We start from the raw sequence: 22,278 nt of genomic DNA, 5'->3' as shown, positions 1-22,278 counted from the left end.
CGCCCTGTCCTGCCAGACAAGGCACCCCCCTTTCCCCCACCCCCCGACAGTCCGGAAGGCGGCGACATGACCGACCCCGTAGCCAAGCTTCCGAGCGAGCTCGACCAGCTCCCGGATCGTGACGCCGAGGAGACCGCCGAGTGGGCGGCCTCCCTCGATGCCGTCGCTCAGCACGCGGGCCCGCACCGCGCCGCGTATCTGATGCGCCGCACCCTCCAGCACGCCGAAGCCGCCGGAGTCCCCGTGCCCCGGCTGCTGGAGACGGACTACGTCAACACCATCCCCACCCCCGCCGAGCCCGCCTTCGACGGCGACGAGGCGATGGAGTCCCGGATCACCGCCTGGAACCGCTGGAACGCCGCCGCCATGGTGACGCGCGGCTCCAAGCTCGGCGTCGGCGGCCACATCGCCACCTTCGCCTCCGCGGCCTGGCTGTACGAGACCGGCTTCAACCACTTCTTCCGCGGGAAGGAGGGCGACGGCAGCGGCGACCAGCTCTACATCCAGGGCCACGCCTCCCCCGGCATCTACGCCCGCGCCTTCCTCGACGGCCGCCTCACCGAGGCCCACCTCGACAACTTCCGCCAGGAGGCGGGCGGCGCCGGACTGCCCTCGTACCCGCATCCGCGCCGGCTGCCCTGGCTGTGGGAGTTCCCCACGGTCTCCATGGGCCTCGGCCCGCTCTCGGCGATCTACCAGGCGCGGTTCAACCGCTATCTGCACAACCGCGGGATCAAGGACACCGCCAACTCGCACGTCTGGGCCTTCCTCGGCGACGGCGAGATGGACGAGCCCGAGTCGACGGCAGCCCTCGCCCTCGCGGCCCGTGAGCGCCTCGACAATCTGACCTTCGTCATCAACTGCAACCTCCAGCGCCTCGACGGCCCGGTCCGCGCGAACTTCAAGATCGTGCAGGAGCTGGAGGCCCAGTTCCGCGGCGCTGGCTGGAACGTGGTGAAGTCCCTGTGGGGCTCCGCCTGGGACGAGCTGTTCCAGCTCGACACCACGGGCGCGCTGATCCGCCGGCTGCGCGAGGTCCCGGACGCCCAGTTCCAGACGTACGCCACCCGTGACATCGGCTACATCCGCGAGCACTTCTTCGGTGCCGAGCCCGCCCTCGCCGAGCTGGCGAAGCTGCTGACCGACGCGAAGATCGCCGAGTGCTTCTACACCTCCCGCGGCGGCCACGAGGCCCGTAAGGTCTACGCGGCCTACCGGGCGGCGCTCGCCCACAAGGGCACGCCGACCGTGGTCCTGGCGCAGACGGTCAAGGGCTACACCCTCGGCAAGGGCTTCGAGTCGAAGAACGCCAACCACCAGATGAAGAAGCTGTCGGTCGACGAGTTCAAGGGCATGCGCGACCTGCTCGGGCTCCCGATCCCCGACAGCGCCTTCGACGGCGGAGTGGTGCCCTACGGCCACCCCGGCGCCGACTCCCCCGAAGTCCGCTACCTCCAGGAGCGCCGCGCGGCCCTCGGCGGCCCCGCCCCGGCCCGCCGGGTGCACGCGGTCGCGCTGCCCGACCCCGAGACCAACACCGCGCGTGCCTTCCAGGCCCTGGAGAAGGGCTCCGGCAAGCAGGAGATGGCCACCACCATGGCCTTCGTCCGGCTGGTCAAGGATCTGATGCGGGACAAGGAGACCGGCAAGCGCTGTGGCCCGATCGTCCCCGACGAGGCCCGTACCTTCGGTATGGAGTCCCTCTTCCCCTCGGCCGGGATCTACTCCCCGCTGGGCCAGACCTATGACCCGGTCGACCGCGACCAGCTCATGTACTACAAGGAAGCCAAGGACGGCCAGATCCTCAACGAGGGGATCACCGAGGCCGGAGCCATGGCGGACTTCATCGCCGCGTCCACGTCGTACGCGACGCACGGCGAGACGATGATCCCCTTCTACATCTTCTACTCGATGTTCGGCTGGCAGCGCACCGGCGACCAGATGTGGCAGCTCGCCGACCAGCTCGGCAAGGGCTTCATCGTCGGCGCGACCGCGGGCCGCACCACGCTGACGGGCGAGGGCCTCCAGCACGCGGACGGCCACTCGCATCTGATCGCGTCCACCAACCCGGCGTCGCTCAACTACGACCCGGCGTTCGCGTACGAGATCGCGGTGATCGTCAAGGACGGTCTGCGCCGGATGTACGGGCCCGACGCCGAGGACGTCTTCTACTACCTCACCGTCTACAACGAGCCCAAGCCCCAGCCCGCGATGCCCGAGGGCGTCGAGGAGGGCATCGTCAAGGGTCTGTACCGCTTCAAGGAGGGCGTGCCCGCCTCCGCCGCAGCCCCGCGGATCCAGCTGCTCGCCTCCGGCACGGCGATCCACTGGGCGCTCGCCGCCCAGGAGCTGCTGGCCGCCGAGTGGGGTGTCACGGCCGATGTCTGGTCCGCCACCTCCTGGGGAGAGCTCCGCCGGGACGCGCTGGAGTCCGACGCCGCGCTGCTGCGCGGGGAGGAGCGCATCCCGTACGTCCGCAAGGCGCTGGAGGGCGCTCCGGGCCCGGTGCTCGCGGTCAGCGACTGGATGCGCCAGGTGCCGGACCAGATCAGCCAGTGGGTCGAGCAGGACTGGTCCTCGCTGGGCACGGACGGCTTCGGTCTCTCGGACACCCGGGAGGCGGCCCGCCGCCACTTCGGCGTGGACGCGCAGTCGATCACGGTCGCGGCGCTGGCGCAGCTGGCGCGGCGCGGTGAGGTACCGGCCTCCTCGGTGAAGGAGGCGCGGGAGCGCTACGGCCTCTGAGGTCTTAATCCGAGGTCTTAAAGGTCCTCAGGGGTCTCAAGGGATCGCCCCGGTGATCGCCCCGGTCCGCCGTGTCACGGCGGACCGGGGCGATCGCCGTTTCACCGGCCGCTTGACCCTGACCCCGTGTGAACCCGTGAAGTAGGGAACGTCATGTTCACCATCGGAGAATTCGCCAGGCACGGCCGGGTATCGGCACGGATGCTGCGTCACTACGACGCCATCGGGCTGCTGCGCCCCGTCAGCACCGACCCGTTCAGCGGCTACCGCCATTACGAGGCGTCCCAGCTCTCCCGGCTCAACCGGATCATCGCCCTCAAGGATCTCGGCTTCACCCTGGAACAGGTGCGGCTGATCCTGGAGGGGACGGTGAGCACGGAGGAGCTGCGCGGGATGCTCAGGCTGCGGCAGGCCGAGCTGGAGGAGGCGATGGCCTCGGCCGCGGCCCGGCTGCGCCAGGTCGAGGCGAGACTCCGTTCGATCGAGAGCGAGGGGCGGATGCCCAGCGACGACGTCATTGTGAAGAACATTCCCGCGGTTCGGGTGGCCGAGCTGACGGGAGTGGCGGCGAGTTACGGACCCGAGGACATCGGGCCGGTGATCGGTCCGCTGTACGAGGAGCTGTTCCGGCGGCTGACGGCGGCCGGGGTCGAGCCGTCGGGGCCCGGTGTGGCGTACTACGAGGACGCGCCGGACGGCGAGGGCGCGATCCTGGTCCACGCGGGGGTGACGGTCGCGGTGGAGCTGACCCCCGGATCGGCCTTCGACTTCGCGGTCGTGGATCTGCCGCCCGCCGAGCGGGCGGCGACCATCGTCCACCGGGGCGCGATGGACGATGTGCTCGCCACGGAACAGGTGCTGGCCCGCTGGTTCGAGGCGAGCGGGCGCCGGCGGACGGGGTACGCGCGGGAGGTGACGCTGGAGTGCCCGCCGGAGCGCGACCGGTGGGTGACCGAGCTCCAGCAGCCGCTGGACTGAGCCGGTCCGGTTCCCGGCCCGGGGGCCTGCCCCCGGGCCGGGCTTTCCGGAGCCGGTTCCGCTCCCCGGAGCCGGTTCCGCTTCCCGGAGCGGCCGAGGCGATGATGGAGCCATGCGCGCTGCCCGGCTGATCAAGATGGTGCTGCTTCTCCAGGCCCGGCCCTCCATGACCGGGGCCGAGCTCGCCCGTGAGCTGGAGGTCTCGGAGCGGACCGTGACCCGGGACGCGCTCGCCCTCTCCGAGGCGGGGGTCCCGGTCTACGCGGACCGGGGCCGTGCCGGGGGCTACCGGCTGATCGGCGGCTACCGCACCCGGCTGACCGGACTGGGCCGCAGCGAGGCCGAGGCGCTCTTTCTCTCCGGGCTGCCGGGCGCGCTGCGGGAGATGGGCCTGGAGGACGCCGCGTCGGCGGCCCGGCTGAAGGTGTCGGCGGCGCTGCTGCCCTCGCTCAGCGACGCCCCGCACACCGCGGCCCAGCGCTTCCATCTGGACGCCCCGGGCTGGTACCAGGAGCCCGGGACCCCGCCGCTGCTGCCGGTGGTGGCGGAGGCGGTGTGGCGGGACCGCCGTATCCGGGCGGTCTACCGCGACGGCGCCGGGGCGGAGGTGGAGCGGGAGCTCGATCCGTACGGTCTCGTGCTGAAGGCGGGCGTCTGGTACCTCTGCGCCCGGACGGCGGGTTCCTTCCGGGTGTACCGGCTCGACCGTTTCGTCTCGGTTCGCCCCGGGCCGGACGGGGAGGTCTTCGACCGGGACGGGGAGTTCGATCTGCCGGGCTTCTGGGCGGAGCGGGCGGCGCAGTTCGCGCGGTCGATCCTGCGGGCCGAGGCGGTGATCCGGGTGACGGCGGAGGGGGCGCGCAGACTGCCGTACGCCACCGACCGGGAGGCGGCCCGGGCGGCGCTGGCCGCGGCGGACGCGCCGGACGCGGACGGCCGGGTGAGGCTGACGCTGCCGGTCGAGTCCGTCGAGGTGGCCTTCGACCAGCTGTTCGCGCTGGGGCCCGAGGTGGAGGTGCTGGAGCCCGTGGAGCTGCGGACGCTGTTCGCGCGGACGGCGGAGCGCACCGCCCGGCTCTACCGCTGAGCCGACCGGGAGACGGCCCGCCGAGAGGGGATACGGCCCGCGCCCCCTCGCCGCCGTGAGGGGGTGCGGGCCGGGCACATGGACGCCGGCCGACGACTACTGCCAGCTCATGTCGTACAGCCCGGCCCCGGCCGGGGCTCCGGCGGCGGCGGACACGGCGGCATGGGGAGCGCCGGCCTGGGAAGAGGCGATCACCGGGGCCGTGAGGGCGAGGGTGAGGGCGGCGACCGCGGCGGCCTTGCTGATCCGGCTGGTGCTCATGTCCGCTGATGTCCTTTCGGGCGTGCCTGACGGCGCGTCGGCGAGGGTGATCCCGGTCCGTCCCGCCCCGCGGTGGCGTGGTCCCGTCCCGGTGAGACCCAGCTAAGCCGCGGCTCAGCGGAGGGAGAAGAACATTCCACCGGCCCGAATCGGCCTTGGACGGATGCGGCCAGCGCCGCCGCCCCGGCACCTGGGGCAGCGGCGTCAGGACACGGGCCCCTGCCCCGGCGGCGGCCGGAGTTCCGGCAGCAGCAGCGGCACCCTGGCCTCCAGCAGCCGGGCGGACGGGAGCCGTCCGGTGGAGAGCAGCCGGTGGCTCACCCGCTCCACGTGCTCCTCGGCCCACGCCAGCGAGTCCGCGCGCAGATAGAAGCCCAGGGTGAACCGGTGGGACGACCGGGTGTGCACGGAGAGATGCTCGACCCGGTCATCGGACGCCAGCAGCGCCCGCGCCAATTCCCTGATCCCGGGGGGCACTTCCGCGGCGAGGGTCTCGAAGCGGGCGTGTACGAGATACATGCCCCCAGGGTCCGGCCCCGCGCCCCGCCGCCGGGCGATGGGGACGGGCCGCTTACGGCCCCGGCCGGAAACGGCCGCACCGCCGCCCGCACCGCTTACCTGCGGAAGCCGGTCCGTATGAGGGCTCCTGGAACACTCTGCGATGATCGGCGGTGATCGTGTGTGCCGACACCCTGGGGGACCCATGCTCACCGGCCTCGGTCTGAGCGTCGCCGCCGAAGCCGTCTACCGCGCCATGCTGCTGCACCCGGACGCGGGAGTGACGGGGATCGCGGAGGCGGTCGACGCCCCGGAGGCGGAGGTGCGGGACGCGCTGGACGAACTCAGCGAGCTGGCCCTGGTCCGGGCGCCGGCCGATGCATCGGGACGGCTGCGGGTGGTCTCACCGGACATCGGGATGGAGATCCTGATGGCCCGCAGACAGTCGGAGCTCGCCGCCGAGCAGCAGCGCCTGGAGGCGTCGCGGGCCTCGGCGGCCCGGCTGATATCGGAGTACGCGGAGCTGCGCCCCGCCACCCCGCATCCGGGTGTGGAGCAGCTCATCGGTCTGGACGCGGTCCGCGACCGGCTGGTGGCACTCACCCGGGACCTGCGGGAGGAGCTGCTCGCCTTCTCCCCCGACGCGGCGCTGACACCGACCGCGATCGCCTCCTCCCGGCCGCTCAACGAGCAGCTCCTCGGGCGGGGGGTGCGGATGCGGACGGTCTATCTGGACAGCGTGCGCAACAGCCGGCCGTCCATCGCGCACGCCAACTGGCTGGCGAGCCTGGGCGGTCAGGTGCGTACCGCCGCCTCGCTGCCGACCCGGATGCTGATCGTGGACCGGTCGACCGCGGTGATCCCGGTCAGCAGCGACAACACGGCGGCCGGCGCGGTCGTCCTGACCGGTCAGGGCATGCTGACCGCCCTGTGCGCGCTGTTCGAGGGGGTCTGGGCGTCCGCGCAGCCCCTGGGAGAGGCGGCGGCGCGCGGACCGCACGGGCTCACGGCCCAGCAGTCGCTGGCGATCCGGCTGCTGGCGGAGGGACACACGGACGACGCGGTCGCCAAGCGGCTCGGCGTGTCCCCGAGGACGGCCCGCCGGATCGCGAATGAGCTGATGGAGCGGCTGGGGGCGCGGAGCCGTTTCGAGGCGGGCGTACGGGCGGCGCAGCGCGGCTGGCTCCCGGCGGAGCCCTGAGCGGGCCCTCGCCGGCCGGGCGGGGGCCCGGGGAGGCCCGGGGAGAGGCCGCCGGGCGAGAAGGCCCTGGGCCGCCGGACGACGGACGGCTCACGGCTCACGGCTCACGGCTCACGGCTCACGGCTCACGGCTCACGGCTGAACGACGGACCGCCGACGACGAACCGCCGACGACAGACGGCCGACGACAGACCGCTGACGCCGCTCCTCAGCGGTAGTCCGCGAGCGACGGAGCGACCGCGCCCGGAGTGCCCTCCGCCACGGCCCGCTCCGCCAGCATGTACCCCCAGACGTCCGGCCTGCTGCCGTCCGCGTCCGTGACGCCGTACTCCCTGGCGAGCTGCCCGCTGTCGAGCGACTGCCCGTTCCAGCGGCACCGCTCCGGATCGGCGGCGAGCGCGGCGAGGCCACGCCCGAGATAGGCGGGGGACTCGGAGAGCGCCCAGTGGGGCTGGGCCCCGATCCCGTCGCGCCAGTTCTCCTCGGTGAGGCCGAAGTGGTCGAGCATCTCCTCGGAGCGGAGGAATCCGGGGGTGACCGCCACCGCCGTGCCCTCCGCTTCCCTGAGCTCCTCGCCCAGGAGGTAGGCCATCCGGATCGGTGTGTTCTTCGCGATGTCGTAGTAGAAATTCTCGCGGAAGCCCTGGTTGGTGCGGGCGGTCCCGTCGGTGACCTCGACGACCAGTCCGCCGGGCCTCCGTACCAGCAGAGGCAGCGCGATGCTGCTGGTGATGATGTGGCTCCTGACGCCGAGGTCGATCATCCGCAGCCCCCGGTCCAGCTCGACGTCCCACATCCGGGTGTCGAAGTCGAGCAGCGGATTCCCGCCCCAGACGTCGTTGACCAGGATGTCGAGGCGGCCGTGGTCGCGGTCGACGCGGGCGATCAGCTCCCGGACCTGTTCGGCCTCCAGATGGTCGGTGGGGACGGCGATGCCCCGGCCGCCCGCCGCGTCGACCAGTTCGGCCGTCTCCTCGATGGTCTCCGTCGGCCGGCCCATCTCGCTGACCCGTTCGCGGGTGGTGCGTCCGGTCGCGTAGACGGTCGCGCCCGCCGCTCCGAGGTGTACGGCGATGGCGCGTCCCGCGCCCCTGGTGGCCCCCGCGACCAGCGCCACCTTCCCCGTGAGCGCCGTCCGTGAGGTATCGGTTGTCGTCATGTGAACGACCGTCGCACGGATACCCGACACCTTCTGTCCGCCTTTCACGGCCGTTGCGGGGCATCGGTTCTTCGACGGCTCCACGTGCGCCGCCACCCGGGAGCCACGATGCTGGACCCGTGATGGACGAGACGGAGTTCTGGGAGATCGTGGACAGCACCCGCGAGGCCGCCGAGGGAGATCCCGAGGATCACGCGGATCTGCTGGTCGAGCGGCTGATGCGGCTCGACCCCGACTCCGTGCTGGACTTCGCCCGGCACTTCGAGGCCCGCTACAACCGGGCGTACACCTGGGATCTGTGGGGCGCCGCGGCCGTACTGCTGAACGGGGCGAGCGATGACGTCTTCGACTACTTCCGCTGCTGGCTGATCGGCCAGGGCCGGGAGATCTTCGAGGGGGCGGTGCATGAACCCGACGCGCTCGCCGAGCTGCTCGAAGACTTCGACGACGATGTCGACGGGGACGGCGAGGAGCTGGGGTACGCGGCGGATGAGGCGTATGAGCAGCTCACGGGAGTGGTGGCGCCGGATCTGGGGATTCCTCCCCAGCCGGCGGAGCCCGTGGGCGCCCCCTTCGACTTCGACGACGACGCGGCGCTGGCCGACCGCTTCCCCCGGCTCTGGGAGCGCTTCGGACCCGGCTGACCGCGTGCGTACCGGGGCTATCGGGGCTATCGGGGCTATTCCAGGGCACGGCCCATCAGCACATCGTCCACGTACGCGCCGTCGAGCAGGAACTCGCCCGGCAGCACTCCCTCGACCGTGAAGCCCTCGGACGCGTACAGCGCACGCGCGGGCGCGTTGTGCCCCAGTACGCGCAGGGTGATACGGACCGCGCCCTGTCCGCGCGCCTCGTCGCAGGCGGCCCGCAGCAGCGCCCGGCCGATCCCTCGCCCGCGCGCCGCGTCGGAGACCGCGAGGCCCTGGATCTGGCGTACATGACGATTGGACGGCAGCGGGGTGGGCGGGACGAGGCGGACATAGCCGAGGACCGTGCCGTCGCCGTCCTCGGCGACGAGATGGTCCTCGGGCCGGTGCCGGTCGTCGAAGAAGGGGCTGTACGGCGGCTCCGGCCGCGGGGACACGGCGTGCAGGGGCGACCAGGTGTCGCGGTCGAGCCGGGCGAGGGCGGCGTCGTCGGCGGGCCGGGCGAGGCGTATGTGCGACTCGTGCATGCGACAACTGTGTCATGGGGTGGCAGGGGGGCAGGATGGATTCATGCGGATCGCGATCGCCGGCTCCTCCGGACTCATCGGCACGGCCCTGGCGCGCTCGCTGCGCGCGGACGGGCACGAGGTGGTGCGGCTGGTGCGGCGGCCCGCGCGGGCGGGCGACGAGGTGAGCTGGGATCCCCGCCGGCGGTTCGTGGACACGGCGGGGCTGGCGGGCTGTGACGGCGTGGTGAATCTCGCGGGTGCGGGGGTCGGGGACCATCGCTGGACCGCGGCGTACCGCAGAGAGATCCGGGACAGCCGGGTGCTGGGCACGGCGGCGCTGGCGGAGGCCGTCACCGCGCTGGACACCCCGCCCCGGGTGCTGCTGTGCGGAAGCGCGGTCGGCTATTACGGGGACACCGGGGACCGCGCGGTGGACGAGGACGCGCCGCCCGGCGAGGGCTTTCTGCCCGGGGTGTGCGTGGAGTGGGAGGCGGCGGCCGAACCGGCGCGGGAGGCGGGCATCAGAACGGCCTGGGCCCGCACGGGGCTGGTGGTCTCCCGGCAGGGCGGCGCGTGGAGCAGGATGTTCCCGCTGTTCCGGGCCGGTCTGGGCGGGCGGCTGGGCGACGGCCGCCAGTACTGGAGCTTCATCTCCCTGCATGACGAGATCGCGGCGCTGCGGCACATCCTGGACACGGAGTCGCTGTCGGGCCCGGTGAATCTGACGGCCCCTGATCCGGTGACCAATCGCGAGGTCACGGCGGCCATGGGCCGGGTGCTGCGCCGGCCGACGCTGTTCGCGGTCCCGGAGACCGCGCTGCGGGCAGTGCTGGGGGAGATGGCGGGGGATGTGCTGGCCAGTCAGCGGGTGCTGCCGGTGAGGCTGCTGGAATCCGGGTTCTCCTTCGCCTTCCCGGGGATCGACGAGGCGATCACGGCGGCGCTGCGGTCCTGAGCCCCGCGCCCTGAGCTCCGCGCCCTGAGCCGGGGCGGTCCTGGGCGGGGAGCGCCCCGGGGCATGCGCCCCCGCGCAACGGTGCCCCACCGCATGCGCGCGTCGCCGCGCGGCCCGCCTCCTTACGCTCGATGCGAACTCGGGCATTCCGGGAGCCTGTTGGGGGCGAACCTCCCACAGCGCAGCGCCGACCTGGGGAGGGGCACACGTGCTCATCAGCACCGCTCACACTGCGGATCACGCGGACGTCATCATCGTCGGGGCCGGTATCGCCGGGCTGTCGGCGGCCCACCTGCTGACCAGAGCGGGGGTCAGCGTCAGCGTCCTGGAAGCCGCGTCCCGGCCCGGCGGCCGGATGGCCACCGAGGAGATCGACGGTTTCCGGCTCGACCACGCGGGCCAGCTGCTCAGCACCGCGTACTCCGAACTGCGGCGCACGGCCGCGCTCGTGGACGTCACCCTGCGCACCTTCGCGCCGGGCGTTCTCGTGCACGGCGAAGGCCGGCTGCAACGGACCGGGGAGGCCGTCCGCCGGGTGGGCGAACCGGGGAGCACAAGGGGCGCACTGACTGTCGCACGCGCCCTGGCGAGCGCCTCCCGTCCCCTGGACGAGGCCAGGCTCGGCGCGTCCCTCGCCCGGCTCGCGGGGACCTCGGTGGAGCGGCTGACGGCCCGCCCCGAGCGGTCCGCGGCACAGGCGCTGACGGCCAGGGGGCTGCCGTCCAGAACGGTCGACGGAGTGCTGCGCCCGCTGCTGTCGGCGCTGCTCTGCGATCCGGAGCTGACGACGTCGAGCCGGTGCGCCGATCTGGCGCTGCGCGGTTTCGCCCGGGGGCGGCTGTGCGTACCGGAGGGCGGGCTGTCGGTGCTGCCGGAGCGGCTGGCGGCGGCGCTGCCGGAGGGCACGGTGCTCACGGGGGTGAAGGTGAAGGACACCTCGATCAACCGCGTCAGCACGGAGGAGTACGGCGAGCTGTCCTGCCGGGCGCTGGTCCTGGCGACGGGGGCGCGGGAGGCGGCGGAGCTGCTGCCGGGGCTGCGGGTGCCGCCGTTCCACCCGGTGACGGTGCTGCACCATACGACGGACCGGGCGCCGGGCACGGGCGCGTCGCTGGTGCTGGACGGCGACGGCGCCGGGCCGGTCGCCCATACCGCGGTGATGAGCGAGGTGGATCCCCTGCGGGCGCCGCAGGGCCGGGCGCTGATCTCCTCGACGGTGCTGGGGGCTCCCGCGCCGGGGCTGGAGGGGGAGGTACGGGCGCAGCTGGCGCGGCTGTACGGCGTGCCGACGGACGACTGGGAGCTGCTGGCGGTCCACCACGACCCGTACGCGGTCCCGGCGATGCGACCGCCGCACGATCTGCACCGTCCGGTGCGGGTGCTGTCGGGTCTGTACGTATGCGGCGACCACCGGTCGACGAGCACGGTCCAGGGCGCCCTGCTCTCCGCCCGCCGTACGGCGACGGCCATCCTCCGCGACTTCGCGTCCCGCCCCCGCGAACTCCGCCCCCTCCCCTCAGCGGCCTGACCCCACCGCGCAATCAGCCTCTTGGGGGTCCCCCTCCGGGGGGGGGAAGCGTGGGGGAGGACGAATCCAGCCCCTTGGGGGTCCCCCCGGAGGAGTCTGGGGGAGATTGAGGAGCGGGGGTTCGGGGGCTGGCCCCCGACGACGGCCCGGTCCTCGCGGAGACCGGGTCACCCCGGGTCACCCCGGGTCACCGGACCACCCGAGGCACAGGCACCTGAACCCGCCCCCGCCCCCAAAGCCTCCTCACCCCAGCGCCGACACCCTGTCCCGATACCCCCGCACCGCCGCCGCGTCCCGGTACGGCTCCAGCCGCCGCTCGAAGTCCCGTACGTACTCCAGCGCCCGCGCCGACCTCATCTCCGACGCCTGCAACGCCGCCTCCGCCCCCAGCGCGCACGCCTGGTCCAGCTCCCCCAGCCCCAGCCGCGCCGACGCCAGCACCACCCGGCAGAAGAGCCTGCTCCGCGCCAGCCCCGTCGGCCGCAGCTGCAACGACCGCTCGGCGTACTGCACCGCCTGCCGGTACTGCTGAAGGTCCCGGTAGCAGTGCCCGAACTCGTCCGCCATCTGCGCCTCGTCGAAGAACCGCGCCCAGTACGGCACCTCGTCCCCCGCCCGCGCCGCCCCGAGCGCCCGTTCCGCCCGTACCAGCGAGCCGGTGCAGGCCCGTGCCTCGCCGAGCACTCCGTGCCCCCGGGCCTCGACCGCGTGCAGCAGCGCCTGCACCACCGGCGGGGCCGACGGCCCCACCCCCTGCTGCGCGACCCGGGTGAGCTGGACCGCCTCCCGGCCGTGCCCCAGATAGACGGCCTGGCGTGCCATGGTGACCAGGACGTAGGAGCCGTACGCCCGGTCCCCGGCCGCCTGCGCGAGCCGCAGCGCCTGGACGAAGTAGCGCTGGGCGAGCCCGTGCGCGGCGATGTCGTAGGAGGTCCAGCCGACGAGCCGGGTCAGATCGGCGACGGCGGCGAAGAGTCTTCGCCCGAGCACCTCCCCGTACGTACCGCGGAGCATCGGCTCGGCCTCGTGCTCCAGATAGCGCACCAGGGCCTGGCGGGCGTGCCCGCCGCCGTAGGCGTGGTCGAGGGTGCGGAACAGCTCGCCGACCGATCTCAGCGCCGCGATGTCACCGCCGGTGACCCGCTGTCCCGGCCCCCGGTCGGTGCCCCGGTCGACGGCACGCTGCCGGGGCACGCCGCCCGTGCCCTGCGGGGGCACCCGGCCGGCGCCGGGGTCGGCGCGGCCCACCCGTTCGTCGGCCCGCCCGATCAGCCAGTCCCGGCTGGGCACCACCAGACCGGCCGGGGTGAAAGCGATCTTGCGGAGCTCCGCATGGCTGCCGGAGTCCTTGCGCCAGAGGCCGCTGACGATGTCGATGGCCTCCTCCGGGCTGGCGGCGAACTCCAGACCCGCGTAGACGGGCGCACAGGCGTCCAGACCGAGGTCCTGGGCGGACAGTCGCCGTCCCAGCCGTCTGGTGAACACCTCGGCGATCAGCGCGGGCGTCGTCCCGCGCGGCTGCTGGCCGCGGAGCCAGCGGGTCACGGACGTTTTGTCGTAGCGCAGGTCAAGACCGTGTTCGAGACCGAGCTGATCGACTCGGCGGGCGAGGCCCGCGTTGGAGAATCCGGCTTCCTGGATGAGCGCGGCAAGCTGGCGGTTGGGGATGCGCTGCGAGGGTCGTTCCGTCATCAGCTGTGCGGTCTCCTGCCTTCCGGGCCAGTCGCAGCCCTCATGGAACGGCGCGAATTTAGCGGCCTTTGCCCCGCATACCACTACGTCTGCCGCACATTCATCCGATCGTGTGAGCATCCGCGCAGGTACTGACGGTCTCCGGGGTACGCGACGCCGGACCGCCCTCCCCGGTCACGGCGCCCGGGGCCGCCGTACAGTGGCTGGGGCGCGATCAGCGCTCGGCGAGGGTTTCTAGGGAGGCAGTGCCGTGAGTGAGCTGCGGTTCGTCCGGCTGGGCTTCGGCGGGGAAGCGGTCGAGTACCAGGAGGCGTGGCAGAAGCAGCGCGAGGTCCACGCCGCCCGGTTCGCGGACGAGATCCCGGACACCTGTCTGCTGCTGGAGCACCCCCCGGTGTACACGGCCGGACGGCGGACGGAGGAGCGGGAGCGCCCGCTGGACGGCACTCCGGTCATCGATGTGGACCGGGGCGGCAAAATCACCTGGCACGGCCCCGGCCAGCTGGTGGGCTACCCGATCATGAAGCTGCCGCGCCCGGTGGATGTGATCGCGCATGTGCGCAGGCTGGAGGACGCGCTGATCCGCACCTGCGCGGAGTTCGGCCTGGAGACCAGCCGGATCGAGGGCCGCAGCGGGGTCTGGGTGCTGGGCGACCCGGTCGAGAGCCGCCCGGCGCTCGGCGGGCTCTCGCTGGACTTCGACCCGAGACTCCAGGACGACGAGTTCGATCCCCGTCTCAACGGTCCGGAGTACGCCCCGTCCAACGCCGGCCAGCGCCGCGAGGACCGCAAGCTGGCCGCCATCGGCATCCGTATCGCCAAGGGCGTCTCCATGCACGGCTTCTCGCTGAATGTGAATCCGGACAACACCTGGTTCGACCGGATCGTGCCCTGCGGCATCCGGGACGCGGGCGTCGCGTCGCTGGCGAACGAGCTGGGCCGGGACATCACGGTCGCGGAGGTGCTCCCCGTGGTGGAGAGGCATCTGCGGGCCGTCCTGGAGCAGGCGGAGCTGCGCCCGAGGCCCGTCGGGGCCCCCGCCTAGCGGGTGAGCGCGCCTCCGGGGGGAATGCGCCCCGGTGAGCGCGGGTTGGCCGGACGTAGGGCCGCACAATTGACGGGCGTACCCTGGTGTGCGCCGCTGAATCGAATGCCGCGATAGCAGAAAGGGGCGCCGACGTGTCCGCTGTCGCACCCGACGGACGCAAGATGCTGCGCCTGGAGGTCCGGAACAGCCAGACCCCCATCGAGCGTAAGCCCGAGTGGATCAAGACCCGGGCGAAGATGGGCCCCGAGTACACGCAGATGCAGAAACTCGTGAAGAGCGAGGGTCTGCACACGGTGTGCCAGGAGGCCGGCTGTCCGAATATCTACGAATGCTGGGAGGACCGCGAAGCGACCTTCCTCATCGGCGGCGACCAGTGCACCCGGCGCTGTGACTTCTGCCAGATCGACACGGGCAAGCCGCAGGCGCTCGACCTCGACGAGCCCCGCCGGGTCGGCGAGTCGGTCGTCACCATGGATCTGAACTACGCCACCATCACCGGCGTCGCCCGCGACGACCTGGCGGACGGCGGCGCGTGGCTGTACGCGGAGACCGTACGGCAGATCCACGCGATGACGGCCGGCCGGGAGGGCGGCCACACCAAGGTCGAGCTGCTGATACCGGACTTCAACGCGGTGCCCGAGCAGCTGGCCGAGGTCTTCTCGTCCCGGCCGGAGGTGCTCGCGCACAATGTCGAGACCGTGCCGCGGATCTTCAAGCGGATCCGTCCCGGCTTCCGTTACGAGCGCTCCCTGGAGGTCATCACGCGCGCCCGGGAGGCGGGCCTGGTGACCAAGTCCAATCTGATCCTGGGCATGGGCGAGGAGCGGGCGGAGGTCAGCGAGGCGCTGCGCCAGCTGCACGAGGCGGGCTGCGAGCTGATCACGATCACGCAGTACCTCCGCCCCTCGGTGCGCCACCACCCGGTGGAGCGCTGGGTGAAGCCGCATGAGTTCGTGGAGCTGAAGGAGGAGGCCGAGCAGATCGGCTACTCGGGCGTGATGTCGGGCCCGCTGGTCCGCTCGTCGTACCGGGCCGGCCGGCTCTACGGACAGGCGATGGACCGCCGGATGTCCCAGCCGGTGGCGCAGCCCGCGAGCTGAGCGGACTGTATGAAGCCGAGCGGACTGTGTGAATTCGAGCACAAGAGACTACCGCTCGGTAATAGCGTGCCGGACGCGGCCCGTACCCTCCCCGCAGGTCGGGGACGGCGTACGGGCCGCGTCATGTTTTTACGGGTCCCCGTCAAGGATTCATCGGCGTTTGACCGGTCGGTCACGCCCTGGTAACACCAACGGGTAACCCTGTATTCACGCATCGCACGCACGCCCGTCCGATGGCTCCCGCACCGGTCAGGACGGGGCAGCACCCATCCGTAACCCGTTCATCACCGACCCCTAGGGGGCCTGAGCCATGCCGGCCGCGTCGATCCGCCCGCTGCGTCCCACCCGTCCCGCATCCGACACCCGTCCCGGAAGCCTGGTGCGCGCCGCCGCCGTCCCGTCCGTCACCGGCGCGCTGCGCGCGATGGAGTCCCTGCTGCTCGGCGCGGGGCAGCGCACGGCCCGCCGCAACGCCTGGACGGCGGTCCTGGAGGACCGCCGCCGGGCGAAGGACCGGGTGGAGACCCAGCATGTACTGGAGGCCGTGTCGGGTCGCACGTCACAGGCCACGTAAACTTCGGATTATGGCGAGGAAGGCAAAATCTGACGGCGCTGACGCCGCTGCGAACCCGGGGCGACTGAAGCAGATCGCTCTGACCTACAAGATGACCCGGAAGGCCGACCCGAAGGTCGGTCTGATCCTCGCGGCTGTGGGAATCGTCACCTTCGGTGTCTTCCTGGGGATCGGCTTCTGGATCGACTACCCCATCTATCTCGGGATTCTGGGCTTCCTGCTGGCCTTCCTCGCGATGGTGATCATCTTCGGACGCCGCGCCGAGCAGGCGGCCTTCGGGCAGATGGAAGGCCAGCCGGGAGCGGCTGCCGCGGTCCTCCAGAACGTCGGCCGCGGCTGGTCCACGACTCCGGCGGTGGCGATGAACCGCAGCCAGGACGTGGTGCACCGGGCGGTCGGCAGGGCGGGCATCGTGCTGGTGGCCGAGGGCAACCCGAACCGGCTGAGGACGCTGCTGGCGGCCGAGAAGAAGAAGATGGCGCGCATCGTCGTCGATGTGCCGGTGCACGACATCATCGTGGGCACGGGCGAGGGCCAGGTGCCGCTGAAGAAGGTCCGTACGACGATGCTGAAGCTGCCGCGGGTCCTCTCGGGCGCCCAGGTCTCGGTCGCGAACGACCGGCTGCGCGCGATGGGCGACCTGATGAGCAACATGCCACTGCCGAAGGGCCCGATGCCGAAGGGCATGCGCATGCCGCGCGGCGGCCCGAAGGGGCGCTAGAACCGCCTGGAACCACAGATCGACAGAAGGGCCTCCCGATGCCGGGAGGCCCTTTTCTCCGTCTTTCTCCGTCCGTTCTCTCCGTACAGGTACTGATCAGATCCGCACCTGTACGGACCGGGAGAGGGTGTCGTGCAGTCCGCGCCCGTCGCGGTCCCAGATGAGGGCCGGGATCGCCAGACAGAGCAGCAGACTCCGCACGGCGGCCCGGACGAAGGCCAGCCGGCCTCCGTTGACGGAGATGACGCGGAGCCCGAAGATCCGCTTGCCCGGGGTGAAGCCGACGGTGCCCACGGTGAGCGTGCTCAGCACCAGGAGGACGCCGAGGGCCCAGTTCCCGGCGGTCTGCCCCGCACCGCCCGAGAGCAGCCCGTAGGCGATCAGGAAGCAGAGCCCCCAGTCGATGAAGAGGGCGCCGAAGCGCCGTCCGAGAGGGGCGATGGAGCCCGGTCCTGCCTCCGGCAGACCGAGCCGCTCGCCCCGGTACCCGAAGTCGACGCCCATGTCCTCGGCCGCCGCGCGGGGCCCGGAGAGCCACGATCCGATTGCTTGCCTGTTGTCCACCCGTCCACGGTACTGTGTCCGGTTTCCCCGCCTTCCGACCGCCCCCTCCCGGGCCCGTGGGGCCGGTGTCCCCGCCCCTCCCGGGCCCGGGGTCACAGCTCCCCCGGCCGCCGCTCCGGTTAACTTGGGCGAAACAAATGGGTCATGCTGGAGAAATCCCGTCTGCCTAAGGTCGGGTCCTGCGTGTGCCACCGCACTGGCCGCACGACCGAGCTGCAAGCCCCGCCCCCTTCGGGACGGGAGTAGGAGGAGTTGGATGTTCCAGAACGCCGACGAAGCGAAGAAGTTCATCGCCGACGAGGACGTCAAGTTCGTCGATGTCCGGTTCTGCGACCTGCCGGGCGTGATGCAGCACTTCACGATCCCGGCGGCGGCGTTCGACCCCGACGAGGAGCTGGCCTTCGACGGCTCGTCGATCCGCGGCTTCCAGGCGATCCACGAGTCCGACATGGCGCTGCGCGCGGACCTGTCGACGGCGCGTGTCGATCCCTTCCGCCGGGACAAGACCGTCAACATCAACTTCTTCATCCACGACCCGATCACGGGCGAGCAGTACAGCCGTGACCCGCGCAACATCGCCAAGAAGGCGGAGACGTACCTCGCCTCGACGGGGATCGCGGACACCGCGTACTTCGGCCCGGAGGCGGAGTTCTACGTCTTCGACTCGGTGCGCTTCAACACCTCCGCGAACGAGGGCTTCTACCACATCGACTCCGAGGCCGGCGCCTGGAACACCGGTGCGGTCGAGGACAACCGCGGCTACAAGGTCCGCTACAAGGGCGGCTACTTCCCGGCCCCGCCGGTGGACCACTTCGCGGACCTGCGCGCGGAGATCTCCCTGGAGCTGGACAAGTCGGGCCTCCAGGTCGAGCGCCAGCACCACGAGGTGGGCACGGCCGGCCAGGCCGAGATCAACTACAAGTTCAACACCCTGCTGGCCGCGGCCGACGATCTGATGCTCTTCAAGTACATCGTGAAGAACGTCGCCTGGCGCAACGGCAAGACCGCCACCTTCATGCCGAAGCCGATCTTCGGCGACAACGGCTCGGGCATGCACGTCCACCAGTCCCTCTGGCAGGGCGGCGTCCCGCTCTTCTACGACGAGCAGGGTTACGCGGGCCTGTCGGACATGGCGCGCTACTACATCGGCGGCATCCTGAAGCACGCCCCCTCGCTGCTGGCCTTCACCAACCCGACGGTGAACTCCTACCACCGCCTGGTCCCCGGCTTCGAGGCCCCGGTCAACATGGTCTACTCGCAGCGCAACCGCTCGGCGGCCATGCGCATCCCGATCACGGGCTCCAACCCGAAGGCCAAGCGCGTCGAATTCCGCGCCCCTGACCCGTCCTCCAACCCCTACCTGGCCTTCTCGGCCCTGCTCCTCGCGGGCCTCGACGGCGTCAAGAACAAGATCGAGCCCGCCGAGCCGATCGACAAGGACCTCTACGAGCTGGCCCCCGAGGAGCACGCGAGCGTCCCCCAGGTCCCGACCTCCCTCCCCGCGGTCCTGGACGCCCTGGAGCAGGACAACGAGTACCTCCAGGCGGGCGGCGTGTTCACGGCGGACCTGATCGAGACCTGGATCGACTACAAGCGCACCAACGAGATCGCCCCGATCCAGCTCCGTCCGCACCCGCACGAGTTCGAGCTGTACTTCGACATCTAGGACGACCGCCGGGGGCTGCCCGGGGAACCCGCTCTGACCCGCGAGAATGCGCACCGGTCCGGTCTGCCCCCAGCCCCTTGCGCAGAGCCGGCGCATGTCGATGAGCCACGCCGAGGGCCGCTACTCCATCTCCGGAGCAGCGGCCCTCGGTGCTTGGCCAGGCGGTCAGCGGACGGGCCGGACGCTGACCGGGCGCGACCGCGTGGACGGTGAGCGACAGGCCGCCGCTTCGCGCCCTGAAGCGCCGCGATCCGCCGCGATCCGCCGGGAGCCGGCCCCTCCTCCGCTGGCGGAATTCCATCGCTCCGGCGCGTGGGGGAGAGAGGACCACCGCCTCCCAAGCCCTAGGGTGTTCGGCATGTCTGAGCCCGAGTTGCTGCGCATCGTCTCCCGTTCCTCCCCCATGGCCCTCGCCCAGGTCGAGCGCGTACGGGCCGAGCTCGCCCGTCATCGGCCCGGGATCCGGACCGAGGTGGTGCCCGTCACCACCTCCGGGGATCGGTGGATGGGGGATCTCGCCAAGCTGGGCGGAAAGGGGGCGTTCACCAAGGAGGTGGATGCCGCGCTGGTCGCCGGGGAGGCCGATCTCGCCGTGCACTGTGTGAAGGATGTGCCCGCCGACCGGCCGCTGCCCGCCGGGACCGTCTTCGCCGCCTTTCTCGAACGGGACGACATCCGGGACGCGTTGGTCCACCCCGGCGGTCTGACGCTCGACCAGCTGCCCGCCGGGACCCGGGTCGGGACCTCGTCGGTGCGCAGGATCGCCCAGCTCGCCGCCTCGCATCCGCAGCTGGAGTGCGTGCCGATGCGCGGGAACGCCAACCGGCGGCTGGAGAAGCTCGCGGACGGGGAGGCGGACGCCCTGCTGCTCGCCGTCTCCGGTCTTGAGCGCATCGGGCGGGCCGATGTGATCAGCGAGGTGCTCCCGACCGAGGTCATGTGCCCGCCGATCGGCGCCGGGATCCTCGCCTTGCAGTGCCGCGAGGGCGATGCCGCGACCATCGAAGCCGTGAGCGGTCTCGGCGACCCGGCGGCCCACCGTGAGACGACGGCGGAGCGGATGTTCCTCCATGTCCTCCAAGGGCACTGCAACTCCCCCATCGCGGGATACGCACAGACCGAGCGCGGCGGCGAACTCTCGCTGCGGGCCAAGGTCTTCACCCCCGACGGCAAGCGGGTGCTGAACGCCCATGAGTGGGCCGGGCCGCTCGATCCCGCGACGCTCGGCACCTCGGTCGCGGTGGCGCTGCTGCGCCAGGGGGCCAGGGAGCTGATCGACGGCATCGCCCACTGACCTCATTGCATTAGTACGAAATATGTTTACAGCTAGTGCAGAGAGCGGCTAGCGTCTGAGGCATGCCTGCGAAGCCGCCTTCACCCACCACCCTCACCGGCCGTCATGTGCGTCTCGAACCGCTCTCCATGGCCCATCTCCCCGATCTCTTCGACGCGGGCGGCGGAGACGAGGAGGTCTGGCGCTGGCAGGGCGGACCGGCCCCGCAGACCCAGGACGAGCTGGCCGAGAAGCTCGGCGGAGTGCTCGCGGACGGCGAGCGGGGCACCTACCTCCCCTTCGCCGTCATCCACCTGGCCAGCGGCCGGGCCATCGGCTGGACCACCTATCTCGACATCGAGCCCCGGAACGAGCGGCTGGAGATCGGCTGGACCTGGTACGGCCGGGAGTACTGGCGTACCGCCGTCAACACCGAGACCAAGCTGCTGCTGCTCACCCATGCCTTCGAGGAGCTGGGGATGGGCCGCGTCCAGCTCAAGACCGACCATCTCAATGTGCGCTCCCAGAACGCCATCGCGCGCCTCGGCGCCACCCGCGAGGGAGTGCTGCGCCGGCACCGGCTGCGCCACGACGGGACCTGGCGCGACTCGGTCTACTACTCGATACTCGCCGACGAGTGGCCCGCGGTGAAGGAGCGTCTCCTTGTCCGGCGCTGACTCCGTGGACGCCGCCCGGCGGATCACCGTACAGAGACTGACGTACTTCCCGGTCAAGGGCTGCGCCGGGACCGATGTCGCCACCTGCGCCGTCGTCCGCACGGGTCTGGAGCACGACCGGACCTTCATGATCGTGAACGCCGTGGACGGCTCCTTCCACAGCCAGCGCACGCTGCCCGCCATGGCCGCCGTCCGGCCTGCGGTCGTCGACGGCGGGGCCGGGCTGCGGCTGACCGCCGATGGTGTGGAGAGCCTGCGCCACGATGTCCGGCCCGAGGGCGGGCGGCGGGCGGTGAGCATGTTCGGGCGGCCTCTGGGCGAGGCGGTGGACCAGGGCGACACCGTGGCCGACTGGTTCTCCGAGGTGCTCAAGGCCCCCGTGCGACTGGTGCGGGCGCCCGGGGACTTCGACCGGGACGGCTGGGGCGAGACCCCCGGCAAGGTCGCCTACGCCGACGCTCACGCCCTGCTGATCGCCTCACAGGCATCGCTCGACGACCTCAACGCGCGGATCTCCGCGCACGGCGGGCGGCCCGTGCCGATGGACCGCTTCCGGCCGAACATCGTCCTCGACGGCTGCGCCGAGCCGCACGCCGAGGACGAGATGCGCCGGCTGGAGATCGGCACCGCGCGGCTCGCCTACGCGACCCGCGCGACCCGGTGCGCGGTCCCGATGGTCGATCAGCTCACCGGCGTACGCGACGGCCCCGAGCCGATCCGTACGCTCGCCCGCTACCGGCGCGAGCCGGAGTTCGACAACAAGGTCAGCTTCGGGATGAAGGCCGCCGTCGTACGGCCCGGCATCCTCTCGGTCGGGGACGCCGTGGAGGCCCTCTTCCGATCCGGCCAACCCGCCTGAGCCACGGCCTGAGCCACGGCCTGAGCCGCTGAAGGCCCGCCGCCCCTCGGCGGCGGGCCCGGCGGGTCAGCGGCCGTAGCGGATCAGCGCGCGCACCATCCGGCAGGTGGTGTCGGACGGCGGATGGATGCCGATCCGGTCCGCCGTCGACCGGATGTGGGTGTTGTCCGCGGTCGCCGGATAGTGGATACCCGAGTCGAGCAGGGCTATCGCCAGACGCATCGCCTTCAGCCGGCGATTGTGCGTCACATACCACTCGCGCGGCCGGCCGGCCGGGAGGGGCTGCTTCCGCAGGGGTGTGTAGGCGACGACCGTTTCGGGCGCGCGCGGGCTTGTGGATCCGGTCGGTTCAGTCGGCTTCGTCATGAGTCTGGCTACGGCCATCGGCAACCTCCTGGCACGGTGGCGGGACCATCCCGAACAGTCTCCATTCTACTGGGGGGCACTGACAATCGGGCCTGGCCAGACGGTGTTTCAAGGGTTTCGCCGACGACTTCCGGGGTCCCTTCCGGAGCGGGCCGGAGGTACCGTGGCGG

22 protein-coding genes are annotated in these 22,278 nt (G+C 71.8%); 15 read left to right on the top strand and 7 right to left on the bottom strand.

The features are described from left to right. Positions 1-66: 66 nt before the first annotated feature. From aceE to FF041_RS17315, 3 genes are all read left to right on the top strand, one after another. Positions 67-2,745: a pyruvate dehydrogenase (acetyl-transferring), homodimeric type gene (aceE, locus tag FF041_RS17325; RefSeq protein ID WP_153523641.1), complete on the top strand. Its 2,679-nt coding sequence runs from the start codon at positions 67-69 to the stop codon at positions 2,743-2,745. 153 nt (positions 2,746-2,898) lie between these two features. After that, complete coding sequence (locus FF041_RS17320) at positions 2,899-3,723, top strand: MerR family transcriptional regulator (RefSeq protein WP_153523640.1); 825 nt, start codon at positions 2,899-2,901, stop codon at positions 3,721-3,723. A gap of 112 nt (positions 3,724-3,835) precedes the next feature. Then, a complete protein-coding gene (locus tag FF041_RS17315; RefSeq protein ID WP_153523639.1) occupies positions 3,836-4,810 on the top strand; it encodes a helix-turn-helix transcriptional regulator in 975 nt (324 codons plus the stop codon). Positions 4,811-4,906: 96 nt separating this feature from the next. Here the strand turns inward: FF041_RS17315 and FF041_RS17310 are convergent, their stop codons facing one another. Together FF041_RS17310 and FF041_RS17305 are read right to left on the bottom strand one after the other, a co-directional pair. After that, complete coding sequence (locus FF041_RS17310) at positions 4,907-5,071, bottom strand: hypothetical protein (protein WP_153523638.1); 165 nt, start codon at positions 5,069-5,071, stop codon at positions 4,907-4,909. Positions 5,072-5,275: 204 nt separating this feature from the next. Next, the gene (locus FF041_RS17305; RefSeq protein ID WP_153523637.1) at positions 5,276-5,590 is read right to left on the bottom strand and encodes a hypothetical protein; all 315 of its coding nucleotides are present in this window, start codon (positions 5,588-5,590) and stop codon (positions 5,276-5,278) included. A 184-nt stretch (positions 5,591-5,774) separates the two neighbouring features. On the opposite strand from FF041_RS17305, the gene FF041_RS17300 reads away from it, so the two are divergent. Next, positions 5,775-6,770 carry a helix-turn-helix transcriptional regulator gene (locus FF041_RS17300; RefSeq protein WP_153523636.1) on the top strand — a complete coding sequence of 332 codons (996 nt, stop codon included), beginning with the start codon at positions 5,775-5,777 and terminating at the stop codon, positions 6,768-6,770. Positions 6,771-6,978: 208 nt separating this feature from the next. Here FF041_RS17300 and FF041_RS17295 read toward each other — a convergent pair whose 3' ends face one another. Further along, a complete protein-coding gene (locus FF041_RS17295) occupies positions 6,979-7,929 on the bottom strand; it encodes an SDR family oxidoreductase (protein ID WP_153483240.1) in 951 nt (316 codons plus the stop codon). A gap of 122 nt (positions 7,930-8,051) precedes the next feature. On the opposite strand from FF041_RS17295, the gene FF041_RS17290 reads away from it, so the two are divergent. Beyond that, entirely contained in the window at positions 8,052-8,573 is a 522-nt protein-coding gene (locus FF041_RS17290; protein WP_153483264.1) for a DUF4240 domain-containing protein, read from the top strand. A 35-nt stretch (positions 8,574-8,608) separates the two neighbouring features. On the opposite strand, the gene FF041_RS17285 is transcribed toward FF041_RS17290, so the two are convergent. Continuing rightward, entirely contained in the window at positions 8,609-9,103 is a 495-nt protein-coding gene (locus tag FF041_RS17285; RefSeq protein ID WP_153523635.1) for a GNAT family N-acetyltransferase, read from the bottom strand. Positions 9,104-9,146: 43 nt separating this feature from the next. Between FF041_RS17285 and FF041_RS17280 the strand changes: the two genes are divergently transcribed. Beyond that, positions 9,147-10,040 (top strand): TIGR01777 family oxidoreductase, encoded by an 894-nt coding sequence (locus FF041_RS17280; protein ID WP_153523634.1) that lies wholly within the window; start codon positions 9,147-9,149, stop codon positions 10,038-10,040. Between the two features lie 208 nt (positions 10,041-10,248). Then, the gene (locus tag FF041_RS17275; RefSeq protein ID WP_323391976.1) at positions 10,249-11,568 is read left to right on the top strand and encodes an NAD(P)/FAD-dependent oxidoreductase; all 1,320 of its coding nucleotides are present in this window, start codon (positions 10,249-10,251) and stop codon (positions 11,566-11,568) included. 243 nt (positions 11,569-11,811) lie between these two features. Here the strand turns inward: FF041_RS17275 and FF041_RS17270 are convergent, their stop codons facing one another. Then, entirely contained in the window at positions 11,812-13,260 is a 1,449-nt protein-coding gene (locus FF041_RS17270) for a regulator (RefSeq protein ID WP_153523632.1), read from the bottom strand. A 250-nt stretch (positions 13,261-13,510) separates the two neighbouring features. Between FF041_RS17270 and lipB the strand changes: the two genes are divergently transcribed. The 4 genes from lipB (at position 13,511) to FF041_RS17250 (ending at position 16,703) form a co-directional block, all read left to right on the top strand. Then, entirely contained in the window at positions 13,511-14,305 is a 795-nt protein-coding gene (lipB, locus tag FF041_RS17265) for a lipoyl(octanoyl) transferase LipB (protein ID WP_323391975.1), read from the top strand. A 134-nt stretch (positions 14,306-14,439) separates the two neighbouring features. After that, entirely contained in the window at positions 14,440-15,408 is a 969-nt protein-coding gene (locus FF041_RS17260; RefSeq protein ID WP_323391974.1) for a lipoyl synthase, read from the top strand. Between the two features lie 379 nt (positions 15,409-15,787). Next, positions 15,788-15,982 carry an SCO2195 family GlnR-regulated protein gene (locus FF041_RS17255; protein WP_434094570.1) on the top strand — a complete coding sequence of 65 codons (195 nt, stop codon included), beginning with the start codon at positions 15,788-15,790 and terminating at the stop codon, positions 15,980-15,982. 10 nt (positions 15,983-15,992) lie between these two features. Then, positions 15,993-16,703, top strand: coding sequence for a DUF4191 domain-containing protein (locus tag FF041_RS17250; RefSeq protein ID WP_153483233.1), 711 nt, complete (start codon positions 15,993-15,995; stop codon positions 16,701-16,703). 96 nt (positions 16,704-16,799) lie between these two features. On the opposite strand, the gene FF041_RS17245 is transcribed toward FF041_RS17250, so the two are convergent. After that, positions 16,800-17,267: an RDD family protein gene (locus tag FF041_RS17245; protein ID WP_323371592.1), complete on the bottom strand. Its 468-nt coding sequence runs from the start codon at positions 17,265-17,267 to the stop codon at positions 16,800-16,802. 256 nt (positions 17,268-17,523) lie between these two features. On the opposite strand from FF041_RS17245, the gene glnA reads away from it, so the two are divergent. From glnA to FF041_RS17225, 4 genes are all read left to right on the top strand, one after another. Continuing rightward, positions 17,524-18,933 carry a type I glutamate--ammonia ligase gene (gene glnA / locus FF041_RS17240; protein WP_153483232.1) on the top strand — a complete coding sequence of 470 codons (1,410 nt, stop codon included), beginning with the start codon at positions 17,524-17,526 and terminating at the stop codon, positions 18,931-18,933. A gap of 358 nt (positions 18,934-19,291) precedes the next feature. Continuing rightward, complete coding sequence (gene hemC, locus FF041_RS17235; protein WP_153523631.1) at positions 19,292-20,227, top strand: hydroxymethylbilane synthase; 936 nt, start codon at positions 19,292-19,294, stop codon at positions 20,225-20,227. Positions 20,228-20,289: 62 nt separating this feature from the next. Continuing rightward, positions 20,290-20,883 (top strand): GNAT family N-acetyltransferase, encoded by a 594-nt coding sequence (locus FF041_RS17230; RefSeq protein WP_153523630.1) that lies wholly within the window; start codon positions 20,290-20,292, stop codon positions 20,881-20,883. Beyond that, positions 20,870-21,742, top strand: coding sequence for an MOSC domain-containing protein (locus FF041_RS17225; protein ID WP_228388288.1), 873 nt, complete (start codon positions 20,870-20,872; stop codon positions 21,740-21,742). Before FF041_RS17230 ends, FF041_RS17225 begins: the two co-directional genes overlap by 14 nt. Positions 21,743-21,808: 66 nt before the next feature. Here the strand turns inward: FF041_RS17225 and FF041_RS17220 are convergent, their stop codons facing one another. Then, positions 21,809-22,126, bottom strand: a complete 318-nt coding sequence (locus FF041_RS17220; RefSeq protein ID WP_153483223.1) for a hypothetical protein — start codon at positions 22,124-22,126, stop codon at positions 21,809-21,811. Positions 22,127-22,278 lie beyond the last annotated feature (152 nt).

It is taken from the genome of Streptomyces jumonjinensis (genome assembly GCF_009600885.1).
In the GTDB taxonomy this organism is placed as follows: Bacteria; Actinomycetota; Actinomycetes; order Streptomycetales; family Streptomycetaceae; genus Streptomyces; species Streptomyces jumonjinensis.
This window is presented reverse-complemented; position numbering and strand designations above follow the sequence as displayed.